The organism is Lyngbya sp. CCY1209 (assembly GCF_055795065.1).
This window is the reverse complement of record NZ_JAYFER010000548.1, coordinates 1-15,195: the sequence shown is the minus strand read 5'-3', so window position 1 is coordinate 15,195 and position 15,195 is coordinate 1. Positions and strand designations below refer to the sequence as shown.

Sequence of the window (15,195 nt, the reverse complement as noted above, 5' to 3'; positions counted from 1 at the left end):
CCCCATGCATTTTTTTAGCCCCACTTCCCCCCAACCGAACCGACCTTTATTTTGCTTTCTCCCCGGCATGGACGGCACGGGCCGCCTGCTGCGGACTCAACAGCCCCAACTCGCCCGCAGCTTCGACCTGCGCTGTCTGAGCATCCCCCCGGAAGATCTCTCCGGTTGGGAGATCTTGGTCGATCGCACCGTCGGCCTGATCGAAGCCGAACTCGAACGCAACCGACATCGCGACCTCTTCCTGTGCGGCGAGTCCTTCGGCGGCTGTCTGGCCCTGAAAGTCGCCCTCAAAATTCCCCACCGCCTCAAACGCCTGATTTTGGTCAACCCCGCCTCCTCCTTTAAACAGAGGCCCTGGGTGCAGTGGGGCTCCTACCTCACCCACTGGCTGCCGAGTTGGTTCTACCCCGTTTCGGTGACGGGAATGTTGCCCTTTCTCGCGGCGTTGAGACGCATCACCCAAAGCGATCGCCGCGCCCTTCTGGACGCCATGCAGTCCGTCCCCCAACCGACCTCGATCTGGCGCCTGGAACTGCTGCGATCGTTCCACGTCGAACCCCGGCAACTCCGCCAACTCAGTTTGCCCGCTCTCATCATTGCCAGCGGGTCCGACCGGCTGCTACCCTCGGTAACGGAAGCTCAATTCCTGACTCGGGAACTGCCCGACGCCGAGATGGTCGTCCTCCCCGACAGCGGCCACGCCTGCCTGTTGGAAACCGACGTCAACCTGTACGCGATCGTCAAAGACCGCGATCCCGACCTTGATCGCGCGACAAAAGACTCGGCCTGTGTGGGAATAATTGATCATTGATCATTGATCATTGATCATTAATAATTATCAATTCATGATCCCCGACTCCCGATCGCGGATGAGCCGGATTTCACAGATGACCGATTCGGGTCGATTCCCTATTCCCTATTCCCTATTCCCTATTCCCTATTCCCTATTCCCTACTCCCTACTCCCTGCTCCCCAAACAAACCATGACAGCAACCGCAAATGCTCCCGCCGGACTCGCCTCCCGACTGGTGAATGGCGTCCTTTCTATCAAACCTCTGGCCGACTGGGCCAAAAATCGCGCCCGCCAGATGATGATCGATCGCGCCGAAGACATGGGCGTTCCCTGGCGCCGCCACGCCGACGAACTCCTCTCCCGCGACTGGACCCGGGAATTCGAGCAGGTCAACGATCCCCACCTCACCTACCCCGACTATTACTTGAAACCCTTCCACGCCTACGACAGCGGGAACATGAGCTGGCGGGCCGCAGTCGAAGTGGAAGTGGCGGCCAAAGCCGTCCACGCCAAAATCTGGCCCGAGGCGGGGGTCGCCGGAGATAGCCGGCTGCGGCAGAGTTACCACGACGTCCTGAAAGCCCGGTTGCCTAAAGATCCCGAAAATATTCTCGACCTCGGCTGCAGCGTCGGGTTGAGTACGTTCACCCTCCAGGAGATTTACCCCCGGGCCTCGATGACGGGCCTGGACCTGTCCCCCTACTTTTTGGCGATCGCGGCTTACAATACCGCCCAAAAACAGACCGCCAACCCCCCCACCTGGGTGCACGCCGCGGCCGAAGCCACGGGTTTGCCCGACGCCAGTTTCGACCTGGTGTCCCTGTGCCTGGTCTGCCACGAACTCCCCCAACGGGCCACCCGCGACATCTTCCGGGAAGCCCGGCGCCTGCTGCGTCCCGGCGGACACCTGGCGGTGATGGACATGAACCCCCAATCCGAGGTCTTGGCCCAAATGCCCCCCTTCGTCCTGACGTTACTCAAGAGTACCGAACCCTATCTCGACGAGTACATGAGCCTGGATTTGGCGGAAACCTTCAAAGACGCGGGTTTCCAAACCCCCGCCGTCACCTGCAACAGCCCCCGCCACCGAACCGCGATCGCACAGGTGGAATGATCAATCATTAATCATTAATAATTGACAATTAATTATTCCGGACCGCGATCGCACGAGTGAAGTGAGGGAGTCGGCAGTCGAGAGTCGGTATTAGGGGGGCAGGGGTATGAATTGATCATTATCAATTGTCAATGATCAATTTTCCCCACACCCCACGCCCGCACACCCCAATTTATGTTAAGCGCCGAAGACCTTTACAGCGAGTCGTTTTACCTCGCCAACAACCCGGATGTCGAGCTCGCTGTCGAGGCCGGCATTATTGAAAGTGGGTTCGAGCATTTCATCGAAACGGGTCAGTTTCAGGTCCGCCAGCCCACGCCGCTCTACGACGAATTTTATTATCTCGCCACCAACCCCGACGTCGCCCAAGCCGTCAACAGCGGGGCGATGGCGAGCGGGTTCCAACACTTTATCAACGCCGGTCAATTTGAAGGGCGCGATCCCAGCATCTTATTTAATACGGCGTTCTATCTCGAAGAATATCCGTTTCTGGAACCGGCGGTTTTGGCGGGGGATGTGACCGCGATCGAGCATTTCGTCAAATTCGGACAATTTGCAGATTTCCGCCCCAGTCCGGTCTACAACCCCGACTATTATCTGGCCCGAAATCCGGATGTCGCCGCCAATGTCGCCCGGGGCGAGGTGACGGGGATCGAACACTATCTCGAAATCGGGGCGGCCCAGGGTCGGGATTTCAGCCCGTTTCTGGAACCGGACGGGTCGAATTTTCCCAACCGGGTCGCCAGCGGGGACACCACCCAAACCGGCACGACCCTGATGGCCCGCAGCACCGTCGCCGGCCCCCTGACCTTTGAAACGGCGACCGATCCCAATTTTACCAATATCGTCTCGTCGGTGACGACGATCGCCCTCGACCCCACCCTCCCGTCCCAGGTGTCCCTGTCGGGGCTGACGCCGGGGACGCAATATTTTTACCGGGTCACGAATGCCCGGGGAGAGTCGGACCTGGGCAGTTTCCGCACGCCGGAACCGCCGGGAATTCGGGGGGGCTTGCGATTCGGGGCCACCGGTGACGGCCAGGGGGAACTGATGCCCCATGTAGCCGTGGGCAATGTGCCGGAACGGAACCTGGATTTTTTTGTGGAATTGGGCAATAGCATTTCGGCGGATACCGAGTCTCCGGATGTGCCGGGAGTGCAACAGGCGGCGAGTTGGGAGGAATTTCGCACCAAGCACAACGAGATCTATTCCCCACGGCTCGATTTCAATCCCTGGGGGAATTTGCGGGCTTCGACTTCGGTGTTCTCGACCTGGAATGATCGCGAACTGACGGAGAATTTTGCCGGGGGGACGGCGCCGGCTTTGTCTCCCCAGACGCCGGGATTGTTCGGGATGGGGGGGGGTTTTGTGAATGATACCCCCGTCTTCGAGGCGGCGCTGGAGGCGTTTTCGGACTACAACCCCCGCCGCCGGGAGGTCTACGGGGAGACGGGCGATCCCCGCACGGCGGGGGAGGAGGAACTGTACCGGGCCGTCACGTTCGGGGATGACGCGGCGGCGTTTCTGTTGGACGTGCGATCGTTCCGGGACGCCCCCCTGCCGCAGGTGTCGGAAGCGGCACCTCAACAGCAGATCGATGGGTTTTTGGCCGCCAGTTTCGATCGCAATCGCACGATGTTGGGATCGGCCCAGTTGGAGCGGTTGCGGGGGGATTTGTTGGCGTCCGAGGCGGCGGGACTGACCTGGAAGTTCATTTTTTCTCCGGTCCCGATGCAAAATTTGGGGATTCCGGGGGCGGCAGACCGCTGGGAAGGATACGCGGCGGAACGTGGCGAGATCCTCAAGTTTATCGATGAAAATGATATTGATAACGTGGTGTTTGTGTCGGCGGGGTTGGATGGGACGGTGGTCAACAATTTGACCTATCAGGAACGGTTTGGGGGGCGACAAATTCCGGTCGATGCGATGGAAATTACCGTCGGTCCGGTGGCGGTTCAGGAAGATTTGGGCGACGGATTGACGGGCGCCCCCTTGGGTCCGGCGACGGTGGCAAATACGCCGGAAGACGTGCTGACGCGGGAGGCGAAGGCGGTTTATGATTCCTTGGAAACGCGATCGCTGCGGGATGAGTTGATCCGAGATGTTCTCGACTCGCGCCTCGTGGCTTTGGGGTACGATCCCGTCGGGTTGCAGGGGTCGGGAATTGACGTTCGAGAGGTGATCCCGGCTCCTTATGTGGCGGTTCACACCTTCGGATGGACGGAGTTTGTGGTCGATGAGAATACCCGAGAGCTTCTCGTGACGACTTACGGCGTCGAACCCTATTCTCAAATCGACGTGGAAACGGTTCCCGCACAAGTGATCGGCCGCCAACCCGAAGTGGTGAGCCAGTTTTTGGTCGCTCCGGAGTTGTTCTGATTCCCGACGGGACGGCTCGGGAAAAATCTGCCAGATTAGCACACCCATCCAAGTGAATTGGTATAGCTTTACGCTGCGACATCTGGCGATTCGAGCTAAAATTGAGGTCAATTCCGAAGGGTCTTTGTACGCCGAGTTGACTTCGACCTGGGGGATCGGTACTTAGTCCAACCCATCCGCGAGGAAGGGGTTTTTTTGATCGTGACGAAAATCTCGACGATCGCCCCCGACAACAAAATGGGTTTGGGTCGTTGAAAAATCAAGTGCGACAGAGTATAACAAAGTGTAAAAATTCAGAACGATTTTAGGCGCGATCGCGATCGCAGAGTTGGACGTTGAGGACTCCGCCCCTTGTTGACATCACACCCCCCAATGGAACAGATCAAGATGAAAGAATTTGTCATCAATCAATTTAATTCCCTCGGGCTGGCATTTTGGGTAGAAATTATGACTGAAATCCCCCGGTGCACCTACTACTTTGGACCGTTCCTCACCGAAGATGAAGCTCAGGAAGCGGAACCGGGCTACATCGAAGATATTGAAGGCGAGGGCGCCGAGGGATTGCACGTCGCCGTCAAACGCTGCCAACCGGAATATCTCACCGTGGCTGAGGATCTCGGCCCGAATTTTGACAACCCACTCAAATGGGCTTAGGGCCGCAGGACTTCGGGATGGGCGTCGAGCCAGCGGTCGATATCGGCCCGGATGCGATCGCTGATCTCCCACGGTAACAAATGGGCCGTGTCGGGATAGCAGTAAAATTCCGCGTTCGGGAGGCGGCCGGCCGTTTCCCGACTCGATGCGGCGGTAATGTGCCGATCCCGTTCCCCCGCCAAAACTAACGCCGGACAGGTCAGGGTTTCCAATTCCCCCAGGCGATCGTATCCGGCCCGCAATGCCTGACGCAGGGCTCGGGTCGCCGTCGGGGAAGTCCGCAAGTAGGCGGGGGTGGCCTCCCGGGCGATGTATCGGTAGGCTTCCGGGCTCTGCCGTCCCAGCAAGTATCGAAATAGCGATCGCCGTCCCAAGGTGTCGATATTCCACCGACATCCGGGTTTGACCCAATTCACGACCCCGGCGAGTCCGGTGAACAGGTTGTCTTGCCAGGAAATCGGCGGATGGCTGCCCCGGGGACGGGCGGCGGTGGCGACCAGGATCAGGCCCGTCACCCGCCACGGCGATCGCAGGGCTAATTCCATCGCCAAAATTCCCCCCAACGACCACCCCAACACTAGAGTGCGATCAATCCCCAGGCGATCCAACAATGATTCCAGGTCGAGGAGGTGATCCGACATCTCGAACGTCCCACTCACCCGGCTTTTCCCGTATCCCCGCAAATCCGGCGCGATCGTCCGAAATCGCTGGGATAAATGCTCCGAAAACACCGACATACATCCCCCAGACCCCGGATGGCCGTGAAGGCACAGGATCGGAAATCCGGTTCCCCCAATCGAGTGGTGAAGTTGCATCAAATTAGCGCCAAGAATTAATCATTTTTTAAAAAAAAATTAAGAAATGTTAAAAATTTCGACTTTTTTTCCAGGATCGTTGCTTTTTCGCTTGACTTCCAGTATTATTTTAGATAATGGGAGTGGTGACGGAAATAAAATTTTTGCAACCACCCGATTATGAAGCATTATGTCAATAGTTTACTGGAAATCGCCACCCCTGTCAACCCCTCCCCGGCTTCGATCGCGGCAAAAATTAAAAAAATTAAGAAATGTTAAAAATTTCGACTTTTTTTCCAGGATCGTTGCTTTTTCGCTTGACTTCCGGTATTATTTTATATAATGGGAGTGGTGACGGAAATAAAATTTTTGCAACCACCCGATTATGAAGCATTATGTCAATAGTTTACCGGAAATCGCCGCCCCTGTCAACCCCTCCCCGGCTTTGATCGCGGCAAAAATTAAAAAAAATTGGGCCAATCTGTTGCCTTCCCCTTCCCAAAAAATGACATTCCCCTAATACCGACTCCCCCAATTAAATCTGACCGTTGCGGATAACGTGATCGACGATTCCCGCGATCGCCCGCCGAATTTGGGGGATGTGGCCGCTGTAGTTATCAGTGATCGTGATGACGTAGCGTTCGCCGTCGATGCTGGCCGCGACCGTGGTGCCGATCATTTTGGAATTTTGGCCCGTTTTTTCCCCCAGCCACTGGGCATTTAATCCATCCAACGCCATGTAACCGATTTCGCGATCGTACTGCTGGCTCAAAGCCTCGATCAGCAATTCCGAGTCCGGGTATTCGTAATTGTAGATTTTCACCATCATTTCCGTGAGTTCGTCGCTGGTGAGGCGATTTCGGCCCTTGCCCGGTCGGAAGGGCATGATCCGATCGCCCATGAGTTTGAACCGCACCCGGGTTTGTGTGAACCCCTGCCCTTCCAGGAACGAATTGATGTAATCGTGGCCCAGATAGTCGATCAGTTGGTTGGTGGCGATATTGCTGCTGTGGTCGATCATCTGGCCCATCAGGATCTTCAGGGGGTAAGACTTGCGGGCGCGGATGTCGGAGGCATCTTCAGTGAAGTTTCCCCCCTCCACATAAACGGATTCCTCGAAGCTGACTTTATCCGCGTTGGCTTTGTGCAATAGTGCGATCGCCACCGGAACCTTGATCAGACTCGCCGGACTCGCGGGAGGCACGTCCCCCCGCAGGCTGGCACAGTGGCGGTTGAAGTTACAGACGCTGATCGTCGCCTGTCGGGACAGGCCGCTGTCCTGGCGAATTTCCTCCAAAATTTCCGCCTGGACATTTTGCAGGTCTTGCTTTAAACGGTTGAGATTATCCCGATACTGCCCGATTTTCTCCGTCGCCTGCCGTTTCAGGAACGATTCTTCGGGAATTTCCTGCAAATTGGCGATCGCCCGCTCCCACAGCAGGGCCATCTGTTCCCGGGTTTCCCAGGAGATCTCCGACACCTTGCCCGTCTCCACGGCCTGGGTCGCCAAACTGATCCCCTGCTTCCAACTGTCGTTGGCCCGCCGTTCGATCAGAATTTGCAGTTCCACAGCCCGCAGCTTTTCCAGGACATCCTTTCGAGGTTCCGGGGGGCGATTGGAGAAGATCGGGATAAACTGGGGAACTTGACGGGATTCCGGGGGATTTTCCAGGCTTTCCACCAGGCGATCGCGCAATGCGACCAACTCGTTCAGGGAACCGGCCCCGTACAACTCGGACGATGACCCGAGCATGGGCAACGTTTGGGTCAAACCGATCCCCGCCGCGATCGCGATCGTCGCCAAAAACCGATTTGACGCCCGAACCGTTTTCGAGAAACCCGATTTCCGATTCCCCGGCCAAAGTCGAACCATCCTCTCTCCTCACCACACGCGAACCTGGGAGCATGATATCAGGAAATTTTGGGTGTCGGGTGTCGGGTGTCGGGAATTTATTCCCCATTCCCCATTCCCCATTCCCCATTCCCCATTCCCCATCTAACTCATGAACTCGGACGCCACCAACATCGTCCCGATCCCAGCATCAGTGAAGATTTCCTGGAGCAAGGCGTGGGGGAGGCGGCCGTCGATAATATGGGCACCGCGGACTCCCTGGGCCAAACTCCGCACGCAGCAGGTCACTTTGGGAATCATCCCCCCCGCCACGATACCTTTTTCGATCAACGCTCGGGCTTCCCCAATGTCCAATTTGGCGATCAGGGTGTCGGGATTTTTGTAATCTTCCAAAATTCCGGGGGTATCGGTCAGCAAAATCAATTTTTCGGCGCCCAACGCCGCCGCAATTTCGCCCGCGACCGTATCGGCGTTGATGTTGTAAGCCTGCCCCGTTTCGTCCGCCGCAACGCTGGAAACCACGGGGATGTAGCCGTCATCGACCAGGGCCTCCACCAGTTTGGTGTCGATGCTGGTGACTTCTCCCACGAAGCCGATCCCCTCGTCTCCCTGGGGACGGGCGCGGATCAGGTTGGCATCCTTGCCGCACAACCCCACCGCCGACCCCCCCACCTGATTGATCAGGGAAACGATTTCCTTGTTGACCCGGCCCACGAGAACCATTTCCACCACGTCCATCGTGGGGGCGTCCGTGACCCGCAGGCCGTTTTTGAATTGGGGTTCGATGCCCAGTTTTCCCAGCCAGGTGTTGATTTCTGGCCCCCCGCCGTGTACCACCACCGGGCGAATTCCCACGCAGGACAGCAGCACGATGTCTCGCATGACGGTTTCTTTGAGGGAACTGTCTTTCATCGCCGCGCCGCCGTATTTGACGACGATAGTGCGGTTGGCGAATTTTTGGATGTAGGGGAGGGCCTCGCTGAGGATCTTGACTCGATTGGTTTCGTCGGAGCGGGCAAAATCGCTGTGTTTGAGCATGGGCGTTCGATGTTAGAATCTCGCTTTTAGATTTTAGCTGCAAATTGCCGATCGCACAGAGGGCACCAGGAGGCGGAGGGAGCAGAGTCGCCACCCGCCACTTGGCGCCGAGTCACCGCCAGAGGCAATGCTCGTTCCGCCCGATTGTTATCGGGTGGAACTTGGGGAGGGTCGAGGAAATACCACCATTGATGAGCCTTGGGAGTCAAAGACTTTGATAACAAACCAGCCGCATAGCCTGATCGGAGACACCAAGCCTCGATAATTGTAGCGGCGATCGCAGGCTGATTGACATGAGTCAATTTTCGGTGCGTTCCCACCCGGCCGAGTTCTCGGTCATTACAATTGCCCAATATGGGAAATGATCGGGGAAATTTTATTGATCCAATGCGGAGGTGAATCAACCTCAATTTTTCAGTATTGATTGGGTGATTCACCTTCGTACCCGTAGCAGGGTCAGATTTTTTCTAGCCAAAATTATTGTTAGCAGCTCAAGAGACTCTGAATGGCAGCAATTAAACCTGTCAATGCCTCTATACTACCACTGAGAATAAATAAATCACTTCCCGTGATCACGGCTATGATTTCTGATATCGTCGCACCAGCTAGAATCATTGGTACTACGACAGAAGCAAAGGTCGTGGCTACACCAAGGAGCGATGTACTAGCAAATACAATCAAGACACCAGAACCACAGATCAATGCAATAATTGCCATCCATTGTACGGGACCGGGTGCCACACAACTTGCAACCCAGATCGTTGGAGCTGTTTTGAGCATGACTATTAGTGACATTTGATTTCCTCTTAATTAGTTTCTCCTGCGAGAGATAACCGCGTGTTGCAGGATCGCCCGCCGGGAAGTTCACCGTCAAATCGGTGCGTTCCCACGCCATTCATCGGCGGTGAAGTCAGTGACGCGGGGAACGCACTCTACGAGACTAATTACTATTGCCCTAAATTACGGAAAGAATCGATCAATTCTTCTCATGATATTCTATCATAAGGCTCTTCAGAATATCCGTAAAGACTACAACGGTAGTAAGCTGCTGCTGCCGGTGCCAAGTCTCCTACTAAATTTTGACACCTCCTAGCGTTCCCTTGATGCTCAGGTATATCACTTATGGGGCTGAAATAGAGCCAGACAACATTTCCGTCGGGAGTAGGACTGGGAGTGTAACATCTTTGGGAAACAGTATTACACAAAACTGGTATTCGGCCAATTATCAACCTGACCTCCTCAGCAGTTGCTTTTTGGGGAAGGCAACAAGCCAAGCCGAAAGAAAATAAGGGGACTACAAGTAAACCGATAATTTTGGGGCGTCGCATAAGAACACCTGATGACTGTAGAGTAAAATATTTGTTCTTTGTTCAGAATAACAAAATTTTTTCGTTTTGCCTTTACAAAATATGGGGTCATTGTTGGGCTTTTTTCAGTTGAAGACTGAATGGAAAAGCCGGAAATGTTGGGAAATGTCGGGAACTATTGGGAAATTTTTGGTAAAATGCGAGAATCCCTGACATCTACCCGGCTCTATGAACCTTCAGGAAGTGGTGAAACTCGCAGACGAACTGGTGTTTGCTCGGACAGGTCAGCATCTCAGTGACGTGCAAGATACTATTCTGCGCGGAACATGGCAACATCAGGATTACAAGGAAATTGCCAAGCAGGTTAATCTGTCGGAAGCTCGTGTTAGAGAGGTGGGAATGGAATTATGGCAGACTCTTTCAGACGAGTTGGGAGAAAAAGTCACCAAATCAAATTTTAGACCGACAATGGAGAGATTGCAATTTTCGATTGATTCACAATATTTTGCACGACAAGATTCGGTTCAAATTGGTTGCATTAATTATTGTGGAGAAAGCCGACATCCGCCTCATTCATCTCAACCCCATCAAGAAACACAAGCTAGATCTAACCCAGCCTTCAATCACGATTTGAGTGAAATGCCACGACTCGGCAACTTTTATAATCGTGTTGATGAACTGGAACGCATCAAAACAGTAATCCTAACAGACAAAGTACAACTCCTCACTATTACGGGTATCATCGGGAGCGGCAAAACGGCACTGGCTATAAAACTGGTACAAGAAATTAAGCATGAATTTGAATGTGTGGTTTGGCGCAACCTGGAAACCGGTTATGCTGCCAGCAATTTAAAGACAGATATCATAAATTTATTTGCCCATAATGACAACAAGAAATTATCACAGATGTCGGCAATTAAATATTTACAAAAACATCGATGTTTAATTATTTTAGATAATATCCATAATCTGTTTATGCGGGAAGAATTAGCAGGTCAGTATCAACTGTGTTATGAAGATTATCGCAGTTTTTTTAAAAAAATTATTGATTTATCCCACCAAAGCTGCTTTCTCCTCGTGGGTTGGGAAGCACCGCGAGACATTGCTCAAATTCAACAAAAGAATATACCCCACTTCACGATCGCCGGTTTGGACTCCTCCTCTGCTAGTCGTGTTCTAGCAGATCAAGGATTGGAAATTGACAACCGATGGAAAAATTTAATTGACTTTTATCAGGGCAATCCGTTATGGTTGAAAATTGTAGCTCATTTTATCCTTGAGTTGGGATTAAATGTCACAGATTTGTTCCACAAACAGCCGGTGTTACCCCAGGATTTGAAAGGTATTCTGCGACAATCATTTGCTTATCTATCGGAAACAGAAACAGAGTTGCTTTCTCAATTGGCAAGAGAAGATGATGCGATCGCTCTCGTCAAGTTATTAGAAACGACACAAATGCCCTTGTCAGATTTACTCGATGCACTACAATCGCTCTGCCGTCGTTGCTGGCTGGAAAAAACTGACAAAGTTTATGTGATGTCATCGATATTGAAGCAATATATTCTACAATTGTAGTGGTCAATTTGCGGTGCGTTCCCACACCATTCATCAATTGATCGCACCAGAGGGCAGTGGGGGGCTAAAGCCCGACAACCGTGATTCGTTGTTGCGCTTTAGCGCACAGAGGGCAGTGGGGGCAGAGGAAGATGTTTGAGGTCAATCGTCGAAATGCGATCGCAATTGAAAATTATCAATTATCAATTATCAAAACTCCGCTCGGAGGAATTCTGAAATTTCCACCACCGGCTCAGGGGAAAATAGATGACGGGCGCCCACAAACTACTGAGCAGGGCACAACTGAGGGCGATGCGCTGGCGATCGCTCCAAATTTCGGCCAAGTCGGTCTGGAGGGTTTGCCAATTCCCCCCCCCGAATTGCAGCGCCCGGAACAGTTCCACCCAGATCGCCATCCCGAAGACGATCAGCGCCACGGAGATGAAATCTTCCTGAATATTTTTCATCACCAATTGGGACAGGAACACCGTCAGAACCGCCGATCCGACGTAGGGGAAAACGTGGCTGGGGTCGGGGGCGGTGAGGCTGTCCAGAAGCAGGCCGATCGCCGACCCGGCCGCGATCGCTTCCCATAGCGACCGCCGCAAACTCCAAGCCACCAGCCAGATCAACGGCCAGTTGGGGCCGATGCCGAACAGCTCCATGCCGGGGATGGGGACGAGGGTCAGCAACAGGCAGGCGATCGCGGAGGTGACGGTGACCATCCAGTTGAGAAGTTGACGGGTGTTGATATACATGAGAATTGGCGTGGGGAGAGCATCTAGAAAAAATCAGTCTGAAGTCCCGTCGGGGGACTCCGGAGCCTGTTGTTCGTTGGGGTAGATCGCCACCCATTCCAGGGTGTCGAGGGGCGTGAAAAATTCCACGATCGCCTCGGGTCCGGTCGCCTTGTTGATGTCCACCGACACCACCTTGCCCACCGGCCACCCCGGCGGCAGGATCTGGCTGAAGGCCGAAGTCGCCACCACGTCCCCCGGTTTCACGTCGGGGACGGTGTTGAACAGGGCCAGCACCCCTTGATTGCTTTCGTCGCCCCGCAAGTAACCCATCTGGCGCGATCGCGTCACCGCCACGCCGATCTGGCTGCTGGGGTCGCTCAACAGCAGCACCTTGCTGGTGTGGGGGGTGACAGCCACGATGCGGCCGACCAACCCCCCCGGCCCCACCACCAGCGCATTTTGGCGGATGCCGGCGTCGGCTCCCCGCCCCAACGTCACCTGCTGCCACCAGTGGTCCGCGCCGCGGGCGATGACGGGAGCGACGATCGCGGTGCGGTCGGGTTTGGAGGAGACGTAGCCCAGCAGCTCCCGCAGGGTTTCATTTTCTCGCTGTAACTCTTCGATTTCGGCTTCGAGCTTTTGAATCCGCGGCTCGGCTGCCTCAATTTGGGTTTGCCGTTCGACGAATTCTTCGGGGGCGACTTGAAAGGGGCGGTGTAGCCAATAATAAACCTCAAATAGGGCGGCACCTCGGGTCTGCCGCACCCACAGCGCCGTCACAATGGCCAGGGCCAGCAGGGCGAGTTGCGAACCGTATCGATTCCACCAGCTTCTTGTATCCATTCCCATAAGTTTCGCGATCGTCGGACGGGAAGCCGACGGGATATCATCCCGGCGCGGCTCCCCTTATATTTAAACGGAGCGGGCTAGAAATTGCGCGATCGCACCGTGAACACCCGCTCGAACTGTTTGAAATTCTCCAAAACCCGCCCGGTTCCCAGCACCACGCAGGAGAGGGGGTCGGCGGCGATGTGAGTGACGATCCCCGTTTCGTGGCTGATTAGGGAGTCCAACCCCCGCATCAGAGCCCCGCCCCCGGCCAACATGATTCCGCGATCGATGATATCCGCCGCCAACTCCGGCGGCGTCCGCGCCAGGGTCCTTTTTACCGCGTCCACGATCGCCGTCAGCGGCTCCGACATACTCTCGCGGACTTCCGAACTTTTGATCGAGACGGTGCGGGGCAACCCCGAGAGCAGGTGAATCCCCCGCACCTCCATGATCATCTCCTCATCCTCGTCGCCGGGATAAGCCGAACCCATCTGTATTTTGATCTCCTCAGCCGTCTGCTCTCCGATCACCAGGTTGTGCACTTTTTTCATGTACCCGACGATCGCCTCGCTGAGTTCGTCCCCCGCCACCCGCACGGATTCGCTCAACACGGTTCCTTCCAAACTCAGCACCGCCACCTCCGTCGTCCCACCCCCGATATCGACGATCATGTTCCCCGTCGGATCCGCCACCGGCAGTCCGGCCCCAATTGCCGCGGCGATCGGTTCGTCGATCAGCCGCACGTCCCGGGCCCCGGCGCGGGTCGCCGCCTCGATCACCGCCCGCCGCTCGACCCCCGTCACCCCGCTCGGAATCCCGATCACGATCCGGGGGGCGATCAGGGTCTGACCGTCGTGAACCCTGCGGATAAACAGTTTGAGCATCTGCTCGGCCGCGTCCACATCGGCGATCACCCCGTCCCGCAACGGCCGCAGGGCGATTACATTATCTGGCGTGCGCCCCAACATTTTCTTCGCATCGTTTCCGACCGCCAGGGGGGTCTTGTCTTGCTGGTCGATCGCCACGACGGACGGTTCTTGCAAAACGATCCCCTTTCCCGAAACATAGACGAGGGTGTTGGCCGTACCCAAGTCGATACCCATGTCCCGCGATAAGGAAAAGCGATTAAAAAAGCCCACTGGTGTTTACGCCCCCACACTTGAATGCTAAATCACAATTTGAAAAAAACGCGCTGCCGCTTTCGGGCTGTCTGCAACCGGGCCAAACTTGCACCCCGGTTGGAAATCCAAACCAATCATTTACTCAATTGGGTTGACGTTTGATTGCGACACAGTTAATCTCGCTAAGAAGACTTCCTAGCAGTTTTGCACATTTCCCCCGCAACAGGAGAATGCAATGCCAAGTTAACCGGATCGGTTTTGACAACCCCAATCCCGACAGCCAAACCCGCCATCCTCACAAACCGATGTGGATTGTATTACGTTTTTCGGTCGGAGTCCAGCCCCGTAGCCCGAGACCGAATCGCCTTGCCCGAAGCGACTTGACTCTCTCTCACTGTTCGTCGGGACTTCCAGCGGATCGGGACGAACGGGAAACCAAAAAAAACGCCCCCCATTCGGGGAGCGTTTTTTGAGTGGTGGCTCTCAATTAGCCAATTTCGGGGGCAACCAGCGCCACGGGAGTGGCTTCAGTTGCAGCCAAGTCGAGGGGGAAGTTGTGAGCGTTGCGCTCGTGCATCACTTCCATACCCAGGTTGGCGCGGTTGATCACGTCAGCCCAGGTGTTGACCACCCGACCGCTGGAGTCCAGGATGGACTGGTTGAAGTTGAATCCGTTCAGGTTGAAGGCCATCGTGGACACGCCCAAAGCGGTGAACCAGATGCCGATCACCGGCCAGGCACCCAAGAAAAAGTGCAGGGCGCGGCTGTTGTTGAACGAAGCATATTGGAAGATCAGGCGACCGAAGTAGCCGTGAGCCGCCACGATGTTGTAGGTTTCTTCTTCTTGACCGAATTTGTAACCGTAGTTTTGAGATTCGGTTTCGGTGGTTTCACGCACCAGAGAAGACGTCACCAGAGAACCGTGCATCGCGGAGAACAGCGCACCGCCGAAGACACCGGCAACTCCCAGCATATGGAAGGGGTGCATCAGGATGTTGTGCTCGGCTTGGAACACCAA

Annotated in this window: 13 protein-coding genes and 1 pseudogene; 5 read left to right on the top strand and 9 right to left on the bottom strand. The window is 55.1% G+C overall.

Annotated elements, in window-relative coordinates; translation table 11 throughout:
- The first annotated feature begins 4 nt into the window (after positions 1–4).
- From AC0QHF_RS18965 to AC0QHF_RS18950, 4 genes are all read left to right on the top strand, one after another.
- Positions 5–811, top strand: coding sequence for an alpha/beta fold hydrolase (locus tag AC0QHF_RS18965; protein ID WP_324705803.1), 807 nt, complete (start codon positions 5–7; stop codon positions 809–811).
- 172 nt (positions 812–983) lie between these two features.
- Complete coding sequence (locus tag AC0QHF_RS18960) at positions 984–1,907, top strand: class I SAM-dependent methyltransferase (protein WP_324705802.1); 924 nt, start codon at positions 984–986, stop codon at positions 1,905–1,907.
- Positions 1,908–2,081: 174 nt separating this feature from the next.
- Positions 2,082–4,286: an alkaline phosphatase D family protein gene (locus tag AC0QHF_RS18955; RefSeq protein WP_324705801.1), complete on the top strand. Its 2,205-nt coding sequence runs from the start codon at positions 2,082–2,084 to the stop codon at positions 4,284–4,286.
- A gap of 387 nt (positions 4,287–4,673) precedes the next feature.
- Positions 4,674–4,940, top strand: coding sequence for a DUF1816 domain-containing protein (locus tag AC0QHF_RS18950; RefSeq protein ID WP_324705800.1), 267 nt, complete (start codon positions 4,674–4,676; stop codon positions 4,938–4,940).
- Here the strand turns inward: AC0QHF_RS18950 and AC0QHF_RS18945 are convergent.
- From AC0QHF_RS18945 to AC0QHF_RS18925, 5 genes and pseudogenes are all read right to left on the bottom strand, one after another.
- Positions 4,937–5,755, bottom strand: coding sequence for an alpha/beta fold hydrolase (locus AC0QHF_RS18945; protein ID WP_324705799.1), 819 nt, complete (start codon positions 5,753–5,755; stop codon positions 4,937–4,939). The two genes, AC0QHF_RS18950 and AC0QHF_RS18945, sit on opposite strands and share 4 nt — an antisense overlap.
- 514 nt (positions 5,756–6,269) lie before the next feature.
- Complete coding sequence (locus tag AC0QHF_RS18940) at positions 6,270–7,607, bottom strand: serine hydrolase (RefSeq protein ID WP_324705798.1); 1,338 nt, start codon at positions 7,605–7,607, stop codon at positions 6,270–6,272.
- Between the two features lie 123 nt (positions 7,608–7,730).
- Positions 7,731–8,624 carry an acetylglutamate kinase gene (argB, locus tag AC0QHF_RS18935; protein ID WP_324705797.1) on the bottom strand — a complete coding sequence of 298 codons (894 nt, stop codon included), beginning with the start codon at positions 8,622–8,624 and terminating at the stop codon, positions 7,731–7,733.
- Positions 8,625–8,713: 89 nt separating this feature from the next.
- Positions 8,714–8,863 (bottom strand): annotated as a pseudogene (locus AC0QHF_RS18930) (IS66 family transposase); the annotation flags it as partial.
- Between the two features lie 244 nt (positions 8,864–9,107).
- On the bottom strand, positions 9,108–9,419 hold the full coding sequence (locus AC0QHF_RS18925; RefSeq protein WP_324705796.1) for a hypothetical protein: 312 nt from the start codon (positions 9,417–9,419) through the stop codon (positions 9,108–9,110).
- 740 nt (positions 9,420–10,159) lie between these two features.
- Between AC0QHF_RS18925 and AC0QHF_RS18920 the strand changes: the two genes are divergently transcribed.
- Positions 10,160–11,506 carry a helix-turn-helix domain-containing protein gene (locus AC0QHF_RS18920; RefSeq protein WP_324705795.1) on the top strand — a complete coding sequence of 449 codons (1,347 nt, stop codon included), beginning with the start codon at positions 10,160–10,162 and terminating at the stop codon, positions 11,504–11,506.
- Between the two features lie 182 nt (positions 11,507–11,688).
- On the opposite strand, the gene mreD is transcribed toward AC0QHF_RS18920, so the two are convergent.
- The 4 genes from mreD to AC0QHF_RS18900 form a co-directional block, all read right to left on the bottom strand.
- Positions 11,689–12,243, bottom strand: coding sequence for a rod shape-determining protein MreD (mreD, locus tag AC0QHF_RS18915; protein WP_324705794.1), 555 nt, complete (start codon positions 12,241–12,243; stop codon positions 11,689–11,691).
- Between the two features lie 33 nt (positions 12,244–12,276).
- The gene (gene mreC, locus AC0QHF_RS18910) at positions 12,277–13,068 is read right to left on the bottom strand and encodes a rod shape-determining protein MreC (protein ID WP_324705793.1); all 792 of its coding nucleotides are present in this window, start codon (positions 13,066–13,068) and stop codon (positions 12,277–12,279) included.
- A gap of 83 nt (positions 13,069–13,151) precedes the next feature.
- Complete coding sequence (locus AC0QHF_RS18905; RefSeq protein WP_324705792.1) at positions 13,152–14,159, bottom strand: rod shape-determining protein; 1,008 nt, start codon at positions 14,157–14,159, stop codon at positions 13,152–13,154.
- 505 nt (positions 14,160–14,664) lie between these two features.
- A partial coding sequence (locus tag AC0QHF_RS18900) for a photosynthetic reaction center family protein (RefSeq protein WP_473113734.1) occupies positions 14,665–15,195 on the bottom strand: 531 nt, incomplete at its 5' end.